Annotated in this window: 15 protein-coding genes; 10 read left to right on the plus strand and 5 right to left on the minus strand. The window is 53.8% G+C overall.

Going from position 1 to position 17,302, the window contains the following annotated elements; genetic code table 11:
- Positions 1-237: 237 nt before the first annotated feature.
- From ACR0B8_RS08375 to ACR0B8_RS08390, 4 genes are all read right to left on the minus strand, one after another.
- Positions 238-735 (minus strand): GNAT family N-acetyltransferase, encoded by a 498-nt coding sequence (locus ACR0B8_RS08375; RefSeq protein WP_170359429.1) that lies wholly within the window; start codon positions 733-735, stop codon positions 238-240.
- Between the two features lie 80 nt (positions 736-815).
- Positions 816-1,319: an outer membrane protein gene (locus ACR0B8_RS08380; RefSeq protein WP_170359431.1), complete on the minus strand. Its 504-nt coding sequence runs from the start codon at positions 1,317-1,319 to the stop codon at positions 816-818.
- 143 nt (positions 1,320-1,462) lie between these two features.
- Positions 1,463-1,843, minus strand: a complete 381-nt coding sequence (locus ACR0B8_RS08385) for a hypothetical protein (protein ID WP_170359432.1) — start codon at positions 1,841-1,843, stop codon at positions 1,463-1,465.
- Between the two features lie 113 nt (positions 1,844-1,956).
- On the minus strand, positions 1,957-3,150 hold the full coding sequence (locus tag ACR0B8_RS08390; protein ID WP_226688859.1) for an NAD(P)-dependent alcohol dehydrogenase: 1,194 nt from the start codon (positions 3,148-3,150) through the stop codon (positions 1,957-1,959).
- 402 nt (positions 3,151-3,552) lie between these two features.
- On the opposite strand from ACR0B8_RS08390, the gene ACR0B8_RS08395 reads away from it, so the two are divergent.
- The 9 genes from ACR0B8_RS08395 (at position 3,553) to ACR0B8_RS08435 (ending at position 14,837) form a co-directional block, all read left to right on the plus strand.
- On the plus strand, positions 3,553-4,278 hold the full coding sequence (locus ACR0B8_RS08395; RefSeq protein ID WP_170359436.1) for a TetR/AcrR family transcriptional regulator: 726 nt from the start codon (positions 3,553-3,555) through the stop codon (positions 4,276-4,278).
- A 35-nt stretch (positions 4,279-4,313) separates the two neighbouring features.
- The gene (locus ACR0B8_RS08400) at positions 4,314-4,883 is read left to right on the plus strand and encodes a chloramphenicol phosphotransferase CPT family protein (protein ID WP_170359438.1); all 570 of its coding nucleotides are present in this window, start codon (positions 4,314-4,316) and stop codon (positions 4,881-4,883) included.
- 941 nt (positions 4,884-5,824) lie between these two features.
- Entirely contained in the window at positions 5,825-6,220 is a 396-nt protein-coding gene (locus ACR0B8_RS08405) for a hypothetical protein (RefSeq protein ID WP_170350186.1), read from the plus strand.
- A gap of 425 nt (positions 6,221-6,645) precedes the next feature.
- Positions 6,646-8,163: an AMP-binding protein gene (locus tag ACR0B8_RS08410; RefSeq protein WP_226688861.1), complete on the plus strand. Its 1,518-nt coding sequence runs from the start codon at positions 6,646-6,648 to the stop codon at positions 8,161-8,163.
- A 358-nt stretch (positions 8,164-8,521) separates the two neighbouring features.
- Entirely contained in the window at positions 8,522-10,252 is a 1,731-nt protein-coding gene (locus ACR0B8_RS08415) for a sensor histidine kinase (protein ID WP_480658414.1), read from the plus strand.
- Complete coding sequence (locus tag ACR0B8_RS08420) at positions 10,249-11,589, plus strand: sigma-54-dependent transcriptional regulator (protein ID WP_480658412.1); 1,341 nt, start codon at positions 10,249-10,251, stop codon at positions 11,587-11,589. Before ACR0B8_RS08415 ends, ACR0B8_RS08420 begins: the two co-directional genes overlap by 4 nt.
- A gap of 125 nt (positions 11,590-11,714) precedes the next feature.
- The gene (gene dctP / locus ACR0B8_RS08425) at positions 11,715-12,725 is read left to right on the plus strand and encodes a TRAP transporter substrate-binding protein DctP (RefSeq protein WP_480658411.1); all 1,011 of its coding nucleotides are present in this window, start codon (positions 11,715-11,717) and stop codon (positions 12,723-12,725) included.
- Positions 12,726-12,792: 67 nt separating this feature from the next.
- A complete protein-coding gene (locus ACR0B8_RS08430; RefSeq protein WP_425082380.1) occupies positions 12,793-13,425 on the plus strand; it encodes a TRAP transporter small permease subunit in 633 nt (210 codons plus the stop codon).
- Between the two features lie 11 nt (positions 13,426-13,436).
- Positions 13,437-14,837, plus strand: a complete 1,401-nt coding sequence (locus ACR0B8_RS08435; protein ID WP_226688866.1) for a TRAP transporter large permease — start codon at positions 13,437-13,439, stop codon at positions 14,835-14,837.
- Positions 14,838-15,001: 164 nt separating this feature from the next.
- Here ACR0B8_RS08435 and ACR0B8_RS08440 read toward each other — a convergent pair whose 3' ends face one another.
- On the minus strand, positions 15,002-15,964 hold the full coding sequence (locus tag ACR0B8_RS08440) for a LysR family transcriptional regulator (protein WP_170359447.1): 963 nt from the start codon (positions 15,962-15,964) through the stop codon (positions 15,002-15,004).
- 116 nt (positions 15,965-16,080) lie between these two features.
- Between ACR0B8_RS08440 and ACR0B8_RS08445 the strand changes: the two genes are divergently transcribed.
- Entirely contained in the window at positions 16,081-16,974 is an 894-nt protein-coding gene (locus tag ACR0B8_RS08445; protein WP_170359450.1) for a dimethylarginine dimethylaminohydrolase family protein, read from the plus strand.
- Positions 16,975-17,302: the final 328 nt, after the last annotated feature.

The following is a 17,302-nucleotide window of genomic DNA, read 5'->3' on the forward strand; positions in this document are numbered from 1 at the left end:
GGCTGAGGATGCTGGTCATTGTCTGACTGAGGTTTTGTACCCCCATATTGCCGCACATAGGTTGCGACAACCCGGCCCGTGATCCGGTATTTCCAACAGATAAAAGAAGACAGGGCTGCGTTGCGCCCCTTGATACCGGGACAATCAAAAAGCAAAGGATGTTGGGGATGACGGTCTGATCGGGCGACTGATGAAGGTGACCCTCGCACGAATGGTCCGGGGAGTTGTTTGCGCAGCTCAATGGTACCTGTAGACGAGATCATTGGGGTCATCTCGCTCGGCATTTGAATCCAAAATTCCTCCAAGCCGCTCTGCAAGGCGGCAGGAGCGGAAGTTGTTCGGATCGATATAACTGACGAGCGACTGGGTTACGTTCCATGTACAGGCCCAATCTCGCAGCGTTCGCGCAGCTTCAAACGCATAGCCTTTTCCTTCGGCATCAGCATAGACAAACCAGCCCAATTCGGGTTCGGGGAAAAGCGGTCCGGAGTTGATGCTAACCTGCCCAAGGCACGCTCCTGAAACACGGTCTTCCATCATCAGTGCCCCGTGCCCCATGAGGGTCCACTGAGCTATGTCATGACAGAAAATCCCCCAGGTCATGCGGTTAGAGACCGGGCCTCCCATGAACTTTGAGCGCTCTGATGTCATCAGCGCAAGATAGTCGGGCCAGTCTGCCATTATTGGTGGTCGAAGTAGCAGTCGTTCAGTCTCAAGCGTTGGTATTTCAGTCACCTGGTGGCTCCCGAGAATTGAATTATGAGTGGGGGCAATTGACTGTCCCCCGCTTGTGTCAGGCTCTCAAACGCCTTCTGTCAGAACTTGTAAGACACCCGAAGCGCGACAGAGTCAGCTGTGATGTCGTCAGCTGACGTGTCATATGTGTCTCGCAGGTACTCAAGGCCGACCAGAACTCTGTCCGTTGCGCGATACGTAACGCCAACGCCAGCAGAGTAGCCATCTTCACTGATGGAACCGCCATCGATGTTCGCATATCCAATGACGCCGTACAGATACGTCCGGCCAAATACGTGTCCGCCTTTGAACTTCAGGCGTATCGTATCGACCTTTTTGGTTTTGTTGTAAGACACAAGCTCAGCGCCCGCATCATAAGTCAGTTCACCGCCAACTACATAGCCGTCAAAATTTTGAAGATATCCGGCGTGGAGGCCCAACGCTGCGTTTCCGTTGTCTTTTTCGTCTTGGGAAACATCAACCGTGGATAGCTGCAAACCAGCATTGAAGCCGGTCCAGCTTTCGTCTGCCAAACATATCGTGGGAGCCATAGCGGCCAGTGTGATCAATGTTACAGTCTTCATTTTTAGTCCGTTTTCTTGTTTGTGTGGACAGGGGTATCTGCCCGCTGGACCTGCACTATGGTTCAACGGGGATGGCTTGCTGTTCGTCGGGGTGTTGGATTTAACGCCGGCCTATTGCAGGTCGGCGGTGCCCCACCCTCAGATCAAAGGATGGGTTTGGACTTGCTGGTCAGTTGCAGCAGTTTTCCCGCGTCGTCATATCGTGCAGTGACGAGAACCCGCCGCGCATGGGCCACTTCCAAAGGCCCACCGACAACCTCCCAGAGCCCGAAGGTAAAGAGGTCCAGCGTTCCGTGGCCTGCCGCCCGAGCAAGGTTTGGCTTTGTCCGGGGTTCGACGTCATAGACGGCCACCCAATCACCATTGGCTTGTTGCTGTAGCTGCTCAGGCGACCCCAACTGCCGTTCGACATCCATCCGGGTGGCCTCCTGGCTGACGACGCTCAGGTCTGGACCATCACTGCCTTTTGCGGCCATGTTGGCGGCACACCCACTCAGCGCGGCGCCAAGGGTAAACGCGACCACTATTGACCGCACGGGCCAAACACAGTTCGCTGTGCATTGAGCTGGAGTACTTTCGTTGCGAGGGGATTCCGAAGAATTAGGATTTCCCGATCCCGGATATTTCCAGAGGTTTTTCATATTATTACCGTATCTTGATTGGGTTGTGAGTTTTGCCAGAACAATGACCGATTGAGTTGCGCTTCAGGTCTAAAACCGATTGCAGCCTGGCCTAATTGTTTTTCGGCCTCAAAATTGATGATGATCCGACCTCTTGTCCGATGGGACGTCAGAGTTCTGATTGCGGCCTGGATTTGCGGCAGATCGAATGGAATCTCGGCTTCAATGGGAGAGCGTATGTTGTGCTTTGCGATGCTCAGTATTGCTGCATAGGCGTTGTTCCGTGGCAAGGAGGCACAAAAACGATACCGAGGACCGCGGAACCGTGTTGCGATACTGCGGCAAACAATGTGCCCAACACCCAGAAGAAACTCGGCCCTGGACAGCTTGCGTTCACCAATGTGGCGCACTGGGCCAACAATCGTGACGAACCGGCCATTGCGTTTCAGTATTCGGTACGCTGCGGCCTCGATGTCCCGACCGCCTACCAGATCAAAGACCCTGTCGTAGGTGTTTTGGCCCTGCGAACCAAAACTGGTGACGTTGTAGTCGATCGTGTGATCTGCACCCAACGTGCGCACCAGATCGGCATTCGCGCCGCTGCAAACCCCGGTCACGATTGCGCCCTTTGCTTTGAGGAACTGAACCATCAGGGATCCGATGGCACCCGATGCCCCAACTACCATGCAATGGTCACCTTTTTCGACGCGCGCAGCGTTGATCGTGCCCCATGCAACGCAACCCGATAGCATTGCGGCTGCGGCTTCGACATGTGACAGGGCCCGGGGTTTGTGCATCACGTAGTCCTGTGACACGCATCGGTAGGTTGCCCAAGACCCGTTTTCGCCAAGCTCGTTGGGAACGACGATCACTTCGTCTCCAACATTGAACCGGGTTGCGTCCTGACCAGTTGCGACAACGACCCCTGACACCGAAGTCCCCATGACGTAGGGGGAATTTGCCGAAGCGCGTTTAGGCCCGAAGAAACGACCAAGAGCGGTGCCCTGAGCCGCATAAATTTCATCGACATGCAGTGATGAAGCGAACAGCTGAATCGCGACTTGGTGGCGCGAAGGTCTTGGCACGGGCACGTTCACCAATTGCAATGCTTCCGCGACATTCCCAGGCTCAGGCAACTCTGTCAAAGCGATTGCCGTCATGCTTTTGGCTGCGCGGTAAACCGTGGAAAGCGCCCTTACATTGTCCAACATGTTTCTCTCCTGAGAGGTTTGGATCAATTGAGGGAGAACGGATTTACGAGCCAAGTCTGCGGACTTGTTTGAGACAAAGATCGCCTGGCTTCGTCCCAGTCCAGGGAAAGCCTGACCAGAAGTTCAAGCAAATCCCGGATACCAGCCAGCCGAGATGCTTGGCGTAACTCGGATATTGAAATATCCCTGCAGACAAGAGCATTCATGGCATTCGATCCTGTGTAGTAGACACAACTCAACTGGGCGCGCGAAGCGTTGTAGCTTGCGGTCTTGGGCTGCATCAGCGCATCATTTAATTCGGGGCGGCAGGTGAATTTCGTTGTCCTGCCAGATGAGTCGGGATATAAACCGACCGCAGGTCTGTAATTGCAGACCGTCGGTCGGTTTGCAAGGGGAAAATGTATGAAACCTACGAAGCGGAAGAATATGCAGCCAGAGGCGCGGCGCGCGCAGTTACTGGGGTGTGCGCAAATGTTGTTCTTTTCGAAAGGTTTCGAAGATACGACCATTCAGGATGTGCTGGATCTGGCCGGTGTTTCGAAAGGTGGCTTCTATCACCACTTCAAATCCAAGGATGAGCTTTTGTTCGGGGTATTGGATGGCATGGCAGAAGGCGTGTTCGCGCAAATGGCTGTTGTTGCCTCTGACGAGAAATCTTCGGCACTCGATCTGTTGCATAACTTCACCCATCTAAGGGCAAACTACCTGCGCGAGCATGACTACCCAGGCCAGGTCGAGATGTTCAAGATCATGAACCAGGACAAAAACCTGTTCCTGCTCGAACAATTCAAGCGCAGGGTCAGAACTGGTGCCATGCCGGTCCTGACCAAAATCATCCAGAAGGGCTGTGACGAAGGAACGTTCACTGTCGCCGATGTTGATACGGCGGCAGAGCTTATACTCTTCCTTATGAACTTCTTTGATTTTGCATTGCTGCGCGCCATCGACGCCCGGGGAACTGACATAGCAGATGAAGCCGCACGCAATTTACAGGCGGCGATCGATATGCAATTTCTAACACTCGACCGAATTCTGGGTCTGCCGGATGGGACAACAGATTTTGGATGGCCGGAAGCGGTGGATGTTACGATGGAAACTGTGCCTTCACCCCCTTCCACAGCCAAATAACGGACCTTGGCAGCGATCAATCAGTCACGAGACCTATGGCGACAGTAATTCTCCTAAACGGAGTAGGGAGCGTTGGTAAAAGTTCTATCGCAAAAGCGCTTCAGAACATTACGACACTACCGTTCCTTCACATCGAAATGGATGCCTTCCTGGCAATGTTGCCAGAGCGGCTTGCTGGTGATCCAGATGGATTGAGTTTTGAAAAGCGTGTGGTGGGCGGGAAAGCAGTGACCTTCGCACGGGTCGGACCAACAGCCAGTCGCGCACTTTCCGGAATGCGCCGTTCAGTTGCTGCAATGGCGCGCACCGGGAATAATTTGATTGTTGACGAAGTGTTGTTTGGAAACACGGAAGCCGGGTCTGCGAGCGCGGTAGCTGAATATCAAAGCTTACTGGAGCCGTATGATTTTTACATGGTTGGTTTGTTTGCTTCGCTGGACGTGCTGGAGGCACGGGAACGAAAGCGAGGCGACCGGACGCTCGGGCTTTCCAGATGGCAATTCGAGCGTGTTCATGATGGGATGAAATATGACTTATCGGTGAATACAGAAGATGCCTCGCCAATTGCATGCGCAGAGTTGATAAAGGAAAATTTGAACCTGTAGGTTGCGAAGATACACAATCCCATCGCTGACCACGTCAATATGACCACCAATGCGAACGATCATCCGGCCCTCGCTCAATCAACCCAACGTCTCGGCGCATGTGGTCGGACAATGGTGTTGTAGTGTTGGGATTTCCTACTGAGCCATTTCTTTTTCGAAAATCTCCTGAGTGTTGCCAAATTCGACGCAACTGACGGGCGCAGAACTCCAAAATACTGCGCGGGGCACGAATTGTATTATGATGCATGTTTCGAGCTTTCAATTTCGGGCACAGCTAATGCGTCCACGAAATGGGTGTCGTGGAGCGACCGGCGTTTTTGTTTTAAGTACTCACGAGGTGAGAGGGCGGTCAGGCTTTAGTGGTTTTCCGAATCCATCAATACAGACCGCTGGTCTGTATATCTAGACCGGCGGTCGGTTTGTAAAGGGAATTTAGCACTCACCAAAACAATCGTCAGTCCCGGAACAAAGATTCCATCTGCACCAGCCGTGGCATAGGCTGCCGCGCTCTAGAGCTTCTCCGACAAGTATTTCATGCGTGACGGGTTGCTTCGCGCGATGCACGAGTGGGCCGCAGCAAACGCAGATAAGCTGGTCTATCCGAGGTGAAGTTGGTTTGATGTGAGCTGGAAATGTCTGCTTTCGGGAAGCTGCACTGCAACACCACAGCCCTTGGCCAACGTCTCTTTTGGGTCGTGCCACGTCGCAGCCTGGGGTATTATTGCTTCGGTCGCTGTGCTGAAGTCGAATGTCCGCTACAATGCTCAAACTCTTAACGGATTCAATTAACTTCTAGCCGTTCGATGCCAATAATTTGGGGCAACGTAGTGGTCTGTGGATGCCGGTGTTTCCTTGTCTTTGACCCGTGTTGAGACACGCTTGTTGAGAACAGTGAACCCAAAATGTATTTTAGGTCGGATTGCGAACGAAGGGAAATCTTCATGATCAGGACTTCTGCGCTGGCGCTGTTTGCTTTCTTCTCGGCAACCTCGGCATTCGCAACTGTTGAGTTGTATTGCGAAGCCCCTGATGGATCAGGCGCAGTTGTTGCTGTCGGATTGGGAACTGTCCCTGGACTCGCGGTCGTGAGTGCGACCATTCACGCAGACAGCAAACACTGGAGCTTAACAGAAGTTGATGGTGCGATACCAATCATCGTGGCGCAGGGGGCCGATGTCGATATGCACACTGTCATCGACTTCGCCGATCCTGAATATAGCCGGATCGTTGCCTCGGTTCGATTGATAACAGCCGTCGAAGGTGACGATTTCGTCACCGTGGGCACACTCACGATACCAGAAGTCGGTGCCTTCCCGCTGATCTGTGAAGGGCCGTAGCCGTCCGATATTTCGCAATACTCGGAGGTCAACTCGGCGGAAGCGGTCATCTCAAATTATGCTTTACTCGAATGTCTGAAATGGGCCGTTGGCGTCGCAAACTGAAGCCGAAACTATGCAGATGCTGCGCAACACCCGATGGTTGCTATGTAACACAAACCGAGCTTTGGTTCGGGACAAATGGACCACTCACGTTGCGCTGATGTTCGCGTAATTTCCAACGTGGAAATTCGACCTGTTTAAGTGCAAGGTAATTAAGGGCTGCACTTGGAGGAATACGTTTTGATGGAAACGAGTTCTGACACTGAGACTTCCCCAGAATACTCCAAAACGGTGGAGAAATTTGACCTGGAGCTGGTAAAGTCTTCCTTTTTGGCAACTTCAGCGACGGGATAAATGCATGCGTAGAATGTTGTGACGCCCATTTGCAGGGCAATCCCCGTGCTTTGAACTGGGTTGCATTGGATGGGCACCATGAGACGCGCAATTTTGCAGAGTTGCGCGAAGAAGCTGCGCGTTTCGCCAACTTGCTGGAAGAACAAGGCATCCAACCCGGTGACATCGTGGCAGGTCTGTTACCTCGCACCCCGGATCTTGTGACAGTTGTTCTCGGCACCCTCTTGGCTGGCGCGGCCTATCAGCCTTTGTTTACAGCCTTTGGGCCCAAGGCCATTCAGGACCGTTTGACCATGAGTGGCGCGAAGTTGGTTGTGACTGACGCCGCGAACCGCATCAAGCTCGACGGAGTGGAAAGTTGTCCGCCTGTCGCGACGATTGTGGAAACGAGACAAGGGGTTATTGCGGGAGACATTGATTTCCGCCAGGTGATGGCCGCGCAATCGCCTGAGTTCGTCCCTGTTTTGCGGAACGTCGATGATCTGATGTTCATGATGGCGACATCTGGAACTACAGGTCCCGCCAAAGGAGTGCCCGTGCCCCTAAAGGCTCTGGCTGCCTTTCGATCTTACATGGTCGAAGGGATCGGCCTGCAACATGAGGATGTTTTCTGGAATATAGCCGATCCAGGCTGGGCCTATGGACTCTACTATGCATTGATCGGCCCGCTACTATTGGGACATGCAACCACTCTGGTCGAAGGGCCTTTCACAGTGGACAGTACATATGACGTGATTTCGAAATTGGGCGTGACTAACTTTGCAGGCGCGCCTACTGCGTTTCGACTAATCATCGCCGCGGGAACCGAGCGCGCGTCACAGTTGCGCGATCAGATCCGTTGCATCAGCAGCGCAGGCGAGCCACTGAACCCCGAAGTCATCCGTTGGTTCGAGACCGAACTGAATGCGCCGATTAAGGATCATTATGGGCAGACGGAAACGGGTATGCTGGTGAATAATCATCACGGGCTCGAACATCCGGTACGCCCGGGATCGGCTGGCTATGTGATGCCAGGATACAGGGTTGAGGTTCTGGCTGAGGACGGCAGCATCGCCGACTTCAATGAGCCAGGTCAATTGGCCGTCAACATTGCGGATTCACCTCTCTTGTTCTTTAGCGGCTACCTAAACATGGGCACCAAATCGATCGAGAACGGATACTATCTTACTGGGGACACAGTGGAGCGGGATGAACACGGATGTATAACGTTCGTTGGTCGGAACGACGACGTTATCACCTCTTCGGGTTATCGCATCGGACCGTTTGACGTTGAAAGCGCTCTGATCGAACATCCCTCTGTAACGGAAACGGCGGTCGTAGGCGTTCCTGACAAGGAACGGACCGAAATAGTGAAAGCGGTAGTCGTACTGGCGGATGGCACAGAAGGTAATGATGCGTTGGCCGCGGAGTTGAAGGACTATGTCAAACAGCGCCTTTCTGCTCACGCCTATCCTCGGCTTATCGAATTCGTCAAAGAACTGCCGAAGACACCCAGCGGTAAAATTCAGAGGTTTCTGCTTCGCCAAGCGAGTGTCAGCGGTGCGTGATCAAGCTTCTCGAAGGCAAGCTCCTTCGTTCAACTGCATGCCAATTCTACCAGGCAGAGAACGACGGTTTATCCCGCGTTGTGTAAGTTCGGTTTGAACGGGATTTTGTGTTCGCGGCGAAAGTCTGCAATGCGGGCTGCGACCGCAGCATCGAAACAAATGGTTGGATGTCGGCTCTGGGCCGAATCTGCTTGCGGAATGCAAATAGTTGTTTCGGCATGTTCGTTCATTGCTTCGCGTTCTCTAATTACTCGGTCATTCTTGTTTGGCCTAAACATCCAAATGTTAGTTTAGTACTCTTGGGATGGACGGCTAATACCTACTGTGATCCTATGCCGTCGCAGTTCATGGGCATTCGATGCGATCAGCTTCGTATATTGTAGGTATTTTGATAGCCATTGCCGCCAGCATTGGCCTTTATTTGGTTTCTTACCAGTACTTCGTTTCGGAGGAGCTTTCGAAAGCTCAGGGCCGGCTCTCTCTTTACCAAAGCTCGGTAAACAGCGAACTCGAACGATTTTCCCACCTCACATATGTGCTGTCACAGGATTCCTTTGTAATTGGAACAGCTGAAGGGGACGGCACCGGAACTTTGAACCGACGCCTCGAGGATTTTGCGGAACAGGCGGGGCTGGATGCGATCTACTTGATGGACGAAGACGGGATCACGATTTCCGCATCGAACTACCGCAACACTGGGAGCTTTGTTGGCCAGAACTACGCTTTCCGTCCGTATTTCCAAACTGCCATTTCTGGTGAACAGGGCCGCTTCTATGCCATCGGGGCAACGACTGGTCTGCCAGGATACTTCATCGCCAACGCAGTGCTTGACGACCAGGGCGCTTCAACTGGCGTCATAGCGATTAAGATCGATTTCTCCAATCTTCAGGATAGTTGGAAAAACTCGGGCGAACAGGTTCTTTTGGCCAATGAAGACGGCGTTGTTCTGCTTTCTTCGAACTCGAACTGGCAATATCGCGCGTTGACGCCATTGTCAGAACCACAGCAAGAACGGATTCGAGATGCCAGGCAGTTCCCGGGGCAAGACTTAGATGCGTTGGACTGGATTGAGTTGCCGGGAGATCAGGCCAGAATTGCGGGGACGAAGCGTCTGCATCTTGCAGCTACGGATTTACCCCATGGCTGGTCGCTTCACTATTTTGCAAGTGACGATCAGGCCGTAGCGCGCAGTTGGCTTGTAACTGCAGTTTTTGTCCTTTTGGCGGGGCTTACATTTATCTTTTTCCAGATACAACGCGCAAGGCGCGTAAGCGCAGCCTTGGTGCGGTCCGAAGAGGAAGAAGCAAAGCTACGCGAGGCAAATGAAAGGCTCGCCATCGAAATCGACGACCGCAAGACAGCCGAGCGGAGCCTCCAACGCACTCAGGGCGAGTTGGAGCGCGCAAGCCGACTAGCGGCTTTGGGGCAACTATCCGCGTCGGTCACGCATGAACTGGGCCAGCCGATCGCTGCGATGCGCAATCACTTGGTGGCAGAAGAGATCTCATCTTCCAGTGGGTCTAAGCTACCACAAAAAATTGGAAGTCTGGTCGACAGGATGGAAGGGATCACGCGCCAATTGCGGTTCTTCGCGCGCTCAGAGAGCGAGGCGTTCGACGACGTAGACTTATGCACCTCGGTCAATGCCGCATTGGCTCTGGTTGCGCCAAACATCGAGCAGGGCCAGGTGAAAATCTCAGTTGATGCGCCGACCGGTCCGGTTTTTATCCGGGGCAGTGCACTGCGGATCGAACAAGTCATCACTAATCTTTTGCGCAATGCGATTGACGCGATGGACGAAGTGGATGCACCTGAAATCCATATCGCTGTCAAAGCTACTGATGATGAAGCGGTGTTGGAAATTCAGGACAACGGTCACGGGTTGGGTGAGGCAACGCTGGCTGAGTTGCAAGAGCCATTTGTAACCACAAGAGAGAGCGGGAGAGGCATGGGCTTGGGACTGGCCATTTCCACCAGCATTGTCAAAGATCACGATGGCAAGATGACGGCCCGAAATCGTGATGGCGGCGGAACAGTTTTTCGTGTCACCTTCCCGACGGCCTCAATTACTAACGAAACGAACGAATGACCCAGCGGCAACCCTTTAAAGTTCTGGTCGTCGATGATGATAAATCAATGAGACAGTCTCTTGTCGAGTTGCTCGAAGCCGCCGGCTGGACTGTTAGCGCCCTGTCGCGCGCGACCCACGTGATGGAGTATCTGGCCAGCGCGTCGCCCGATGTCATTCTGTCCGATGTGCGTATGCCGGGTATGTCGGGGCTTGAATTGCTGGCCAGTCTGGACAGACAAGTGGCGCCTCCGGTTGTATTGATTTCGGCACATGGTGACATCCCGATGGCGGTTCAGGCCATACAGGACGGGGCGTACGGGTTCATCGAAAAGCCATATGAACCACGGCGATTGCTTACGGTCCTGAGGCACGCAGCTGAACAAAACAGAATGCGAAGAAGCAATGCCCGCCTCAAAGACCGGCTGTTCAAGCTGTCAGGCCTTGACCGCATCCTGCTGGGCCAAACAGACGCCATTACAGACTTGCGACAAGAAGTACTTGATCTTGCTGATACATCGGTTGCGGTTTTGTTGCAGGGAGATACGGGCACCGGGAAAGAGCTGGTTGCTCACGCTTTACATGATTTGGGCCGCTCGCCGGAGGCACCGTTTCTGGCGCTGAATTGCGCTGCATTGTCGGCCGATACGTTTGAAGCGGAAATGTTCGGCATCGCGGGTGAATCCGACGGAAGGCTTGCGGCGGCGTCGGGAGGGACCTTGTTTCTGGACGAAATCTGCTCGTGCCCACCAGCGGCGCAGGCCAAGCTACTGAGGGTCCTCGAAGATCAGCAGGTGCTGCCGGTGGGGGCTGTGTCACCGGTGCCGGTAAGCTTCAGAGTCGTATCAGCAACCAACGAAGACGTTGTACTGGCAGCAGACGAAGGCCGCTTGCGTCAGGACCTTTTGTTTCGATTGAATACTGTCGTCCTGTCTCTACCTCCGCTACGTCAAAGACGGGATGATCTGGTTCTGTTGGCAACGCATTTCTTGAACGAATACGCAAAGGTTTATGAGATAGACGCGCCAGAACTCGATCAGGACGATTTGGCCGCTCTGCTTTCACATAGCTGGCCCGGCAATGTGCGTGAATTGCGCCATGTCTGCGAACGGCGCATTTTGGCGGCCCGACGCGGAGGAGGGTCGATGGCCCAGGCCATCCAAAGCGATCAGCACTTCGACGAAGTGCCGGATACCCTACGCGAAGCGGTTGCTGCTTTTGAACGCGAGCTCATCGGCAAAGCCATCAAGGCGCATAAAGGCCGCATGGATGCCGCCGCCGAAGCGCTTGGGATCGGCCGACGGACGCTCAACGAAAAGATCGTCAAACTCGGTCTCGATAAGGAGGCGCTGTTGTAAGCGAAACCACTCTGCGGATATCCGCAGGGAAACAGAAATTCCTCGCGCATTTTCCTTCATAGGCAGGCTGCTGCGCATCCTGAATACTCTGCCCAAACACATTGCGTGATCTGGGAGGAGCCACTATGCGCAAACATCTTAACCGGGCGGCCATTGCAGCTTTGTCGCTGACCGTTGCATCCGAAGCACTGGCTGTCGAATGGAACGTTTCCCTGTGGGGCAAGCGTCGTGCCTTTACCGAACACGTCGAGAAACTTGCGGAGCTGGTGAACGAAAAGACGGGCGGTGAGTTCACGCTCAACATCAGCTATGGTGGCCTGTCGAAGAACAAAGAAAACCTCGATGGGATTTCGATTGGTGCGTTTGAAATGGCCCAGTTCTGCGCTGGCTATCACCGCGATAAGAACCCTTCGATCACTGTCTTGGAACTGCCGTTTTTGGGCGTGACATCCCTTGAACAGGAAGTCGACCTGTCGATGGCCGTTTATCAACATCCGGCCGTTGTCGAAGATCTGGCCCGCTGGGACGCGACTCTGCTGATGCCGTCTCCGCTGCCGCAGTACAACCTTGTTGGTGTCGGTGAAGCACCCAAATCCCTAACCGATTTTGAAGGTCTGAGCGTTCGGGCGACTGGTGGCATCGGCAAGGCGATGGAGACGGTTGGAGCAGTTCCGACCTCGATGTCTGCATCCGAAGTGCGTCAGGCAATGGACAGCGGCATCGTCAAAGCGGTCAGCTTTGCGCCACACGCGCATATGTCCTTCGGCACCATTGAGAATGGCACGTGGTGGACGACGAACCTCAACCCCGGCACCGTCAACTGCCCTGTCGTGGTGAACACGCTGGCACTGGAAGATCTGTCTGACGAACACCGCGAAGCTCTGCTGGGATCGGTGGAAGAGGCACTGGATCACTACGTGAGCCACTACCAGACCAAAACGATGGAAGCGTGGGGCCCTGAGCTGGATCAACGCGGCATCGAACGGGTCACTTTCAGCGATGAAGAAATCACAGCGTTCAAAGAAGCCGCTGCCGCCCCCGCGGCCGAGGCCTGGATTGCAGAAAACACCGAGCGTGGCCTGCCAGCACAAGAGCTTTATGACCTTGTGACCGGGAAGATCGCAAACGGCAGCTAATCCACTCACTGCCCGGCGTCGCCTAGCTGGCGTCGGGTGCCTTTTCCCCTGACAGCGGAGTACAACGATGGCCGGGTCATCCCAGGTGCTGTCTGACGACAGCCGTCTCAGCATTCTCGATCAACATCTCTACAAACTGGAAAGCTTTCTGGCCCTGATCAGCGGTCTTGCGGTTTTCTCGCTGATGGTCATGGCCGTAGTCTCCGTTGGTGGTCGGAATTTCGCCAATGCGCCACTTCCCGGTTACGTGGACTGGATCGAGCAGGCCATGCCGTTAATCGCCTTCATGGGGATTTCCTATGCGCAGCGTGATGGCGGTCATATCCGAATGGACATGGTTGTTGGAGCGCTTAGAGGCCGGACACTCTATATCGTTGAGTTCATCACCACCGCTGTCATTCTGGCGTTGATCGTCATGCTGATCTGGGGGAGCTGGGCGCATTTCGCACGCAGCTTTGACTTTGGTGCTCCACTCTGGAGCCGCGACAGCTCCATCGACATAGGTATCCCGCTGTGGCCCGCAAAGCTGTTGGCCCCCGTTGCCTTTAGCGTGCTTTGCCTAAGGCTTTCTTTACAGCTCTGGGCCTACGGTCGCGCGATCCGGCACCCCGATCAAGCACCTATTGCCGTCCCGCTGATAGCTGACGCAGCCACTCAAGCTGCAATGGAAGCCGAGCACGTCTCGGGCCACGATAACTGAGGTTTAATCTGATGGAACCCATTGATATTGGTCTGATCATCTCGGGCGGTATGCTTGTTCTTGTGGTGCTGGGGATGCGCGTGGCCTTCGCCGCAGCGACAGCTGGCATGGTTGGTCTAATCTGGATCTTCTGGGCCAAGTTTGGTTATGACCCGGCGCGGTTCGGCAAGGCTGTGACTGTGGCCGTCAAAACAGCGGGGCAGGTGCCGCACTCCAAGATTTCAAGCCAGGCGTTGAGCCTTATCCCGACTTTCATCCTGATTGGTTACCTCGCCTATTACGCGGGCCTGACCAAGGCACTGTTCGAAGCCGCGAAGCGTTGGCTGGCGTGGGTCCCCGGTGGGCTGGCGGTTTCGACCGTTTTCGCAACCGCTGGGTTTGCCGCGGTATCCGGAGCCTCGGTCGCCACTTCCGCTGTGTTCGCCCGTATCGCCATCCCCGAGATGCTGAAGATCGGATACGACAAGCGTTTTGCTGCAGGTGTCGTCGCTGCAGGCGGTACACTCGCTTCGCTCATCCCGCCTTCGGCCATTCTGGTCATCTACGCGATTATCGTCGAGCAGGACGTGGGCAAACTGCTGTTGGCGGGATTTATCCCGGGCATGTTCTCGGCTGTGATCTATGGCTTGCTGATCATTGGCATGGCCGTCGTGATCAAAGGATTTGGTCCCGCAGTCACCGGATTTACATGGAAAGAACGTTTCCTCTCGTTGCCGCCCGCATTGCCCATCGTGATTGTCGTCGTCACCATTATCTTCTTTGTCTACAACCCGTTCGGCGGCGATGCTTGGGGTACGCCAACCGAAGGCGGCGCAATTGGAGCATTTGTGGTGTTCCTGATGGCGCTGTATCAAGGCATGCGCTGGTCCGAGCTCAAAGACGCGCTTTTGGAAACTGCCAAGCTGAGCGTCATGATTTTCACGATCATCTGGGGCGTTTTGGTCTACGTTCGTTTTCTTGGGTTCGCCGAACTGCCAAGTGCGTTCTCCGACTGGATTACCTCGCTTGAGATGTCTCCGATGCTGATCCTGATCTGTATTCTTCTGGCTTACGCTGTACTGGGCATGTTCATGGATGCGATAGGTATGCTGCTGCTGACGTTGCCGGTAGTTTACCCCGCGGTCATGGCGTTGAACGGTGGCGAAACCGTAAGCGCCGCCGAAAGTACCTTCGGTATGTCTGGGCCTATGTGCGCTATCTGGTTTGGTATTCTGGTTGTTAAAATGGCCGAGTTTTGCCTGATCACCCCACCTATTGGGCTGAATTGCTTTGTCGTGGCCGGCGTTCGTGATGACCTAAGCGTTCAGGATGTTTTTAAAGGTGTAACACCTTTCTTTCTGGCGGATGCTGCAACAATCGCGATGCTCGTTGCCTTCCCTGCTATCGTCCTATGGCTTCCTGGTCAGGTTTGAATGACATGGAATGATTTTGGGGTGCGGTATGCCGGTGCAGCTAAGGTCTGCATCGATCAGCTGCACTGCAGAATACATGAGACTTGTTCAATGGCCGGTTCGGGCCGTTGGATACACGTGAGAGTTCGGGCGGAAAGCGGTCATTCGCTGCGAGCGCAAGACAATCAGCCTTTAGGGAGAGTAGCAGACCTTGCCCACAGAGAGGAATCTGAAGACAGATCAGATTTACATGCGCGTACAAGTAGTTCTGTGAAGGTCTTAACCACCAGATTTGGTTCGTCACCACGTTTGCGAACGAGCGTGATATGCGACTTCTGATCGAACCGACCATTTCCGACTGAGCGCATTCGTCCCTGACGTACCCAGATATCAGCCAAGCCTTCGGGAAGATAGCCGATGAAACGACCAGTCAGCACCAACATGGCAACGCCTTCGATCTGATGCGCTTTGGCTGTAGAGCGTAAGCCGCGTGAAACCGGCGCAACTTTTTGTTCGTTCAAATAGGCACGATTGCAAAAGTTTGCCTGAGAAAGAAATTCATCAACGGCGGCCTTCGGTTCTGCTTTGAATAAAGGATGGGTTTGTCCACAATACAGGCCAATTCGTTCCGTTTTCAGCGGCTCATATATCAACCCCGGTTTTTTATTGTGGAACACTCCGATGCCTAAAGCGATATGTCCGTCCTGAACCCCTATCTCGATATCGCCAGGCGCAATTGAATGCAATTCGATGGCCACATCTGGCGCAATACGAGCAAACTCTGACAAAGCTGGTACGATAGGCGCGTTGTCATTGAAAACCCAATTGTCGATTGCTCCGATAGTCAACCGACCGACCAGTTTCCCGCGCGTCCCGTCTACGGTTTCACCAAACAGATCCAATGCTGCAAAGAGCTTGCGAGAGGCTGCATAGACGATTTCTCCTTTGTCGGTTAGGCGGAACCCCTTGCGTCCTCGCTGGCACAGTCTCAGACCCAAGCGCATTTCGAGATCGGATATCTGGCGCGAAATCGTCGACGCGGACACGTTCAAAACAACTTGTGCTGCCGAGAAACCGCGTGCTTCAACGACGACAGAAAACACGTGCAGCAGATGAATGTCGGCTTTCGATAAGGAAGGAGGCAGCATACATGACCTTTACTTGTATACTTATGCAAGTAATATCTCTTACTTTGTAATTTTATAATTTTAATTGCCGTGCCAAGCTTTGCAATACCAGGAATGAGACCAGAGGAAATGGCACCATGGCGTTGAACGCGGAAAATGCGCCCAAATGGGGAATCAACAATGACTACGCAAAACTTACGGATGTTCTGCTTGGTCGTCCTGAATACTTCAAATGGGTTGAAGCAGGCCCATTGATCGGTCGGACGTTGGCCAATGCGCACAAAACCGGCGCGACCTTTGATCTACAACAGGCGATGTCACAACATGCTGAAATGGTGTCGATTTACGAAGAAAACGGCGTGAACTGTCACTATCTGGACAGTGATCCGGTCCTTCACCGCAATTTCTTCGCCCGTGACAGCTCGGCGATGACCCCCTGGGGCGCTTTGATTTGCCATATGCAGTTGAAGTGTCGGCGTGCGGATTATGCCACCGCGATAAAATTTTATCAGGACAACAATATCCCGATTTGGAAATTTGCGACCGCAGGACACTTTGAAGGCGGTGATTTCAACATCATCGAACCTGGCCGTGTTCTAATTGGCTATTGTGGTGAGCGGTCTGAGCAAGAGGGATCGGAACAAGTAGCCGAATTTGTACGCGCCGAGGGTTGGGAGGCAGTCGTTGCCCCGATCAGTCGCGAGTTTGTCCACATGGACGGGTTAATCGTTCCGTTGGCCGAGAAACTTGCCGTGGCCTGCATTGACGCGATGGAGCCTTGGTTGGTGGATGTTATCAAAGGATGGGGCATTGAAATAGTTGATGTCGAGTTCCGCGAAGCCAAAAACCTCGGGGTTAATCTGGTGGCGCTAGGGGATAGCAAGGTACTGTCTATGGCTGGTGCTACCGACCTAAACGCAAAAATGCGGGCCCTTGGGTTCCAGGTCTATGATCCTGATATGTCAATGTTCACCTTGGGCGGCGGTGGCGTTCACTGCCTGTGTCAGGCCCTGCATCGCGAGGCCGCATGACCAATATCTGGGCATTAAAGTTGATCGTCCGCGGCAATGTCCGATGGGCATGACATAAATCGGGGCACAGCCTGGTGGAGATTGTTCACTTTTTTAAGATCACCATACCTAAACGGACGCTCTGATAGATGTTGCCAACTGGGGCAAGGAAGATGGATCACTGTTTGCGCCTGCCATGCTGAGTTCAGGCGTTTGCGCAGCGAGCTTTGATCTGGAATTGGCGCTAAGCCGTTCGGAAGTGGATGGGCTTCGGGTTGCTAAAGAACTGGCCCCGTTCAGTTATTAGGTTGAAGTGACCTGTGGATCGCCCCAGATCGGTGGGTTTCTT

Source organism: Ruegeria sp. BH6 (genome assembly GCF_056538105.1).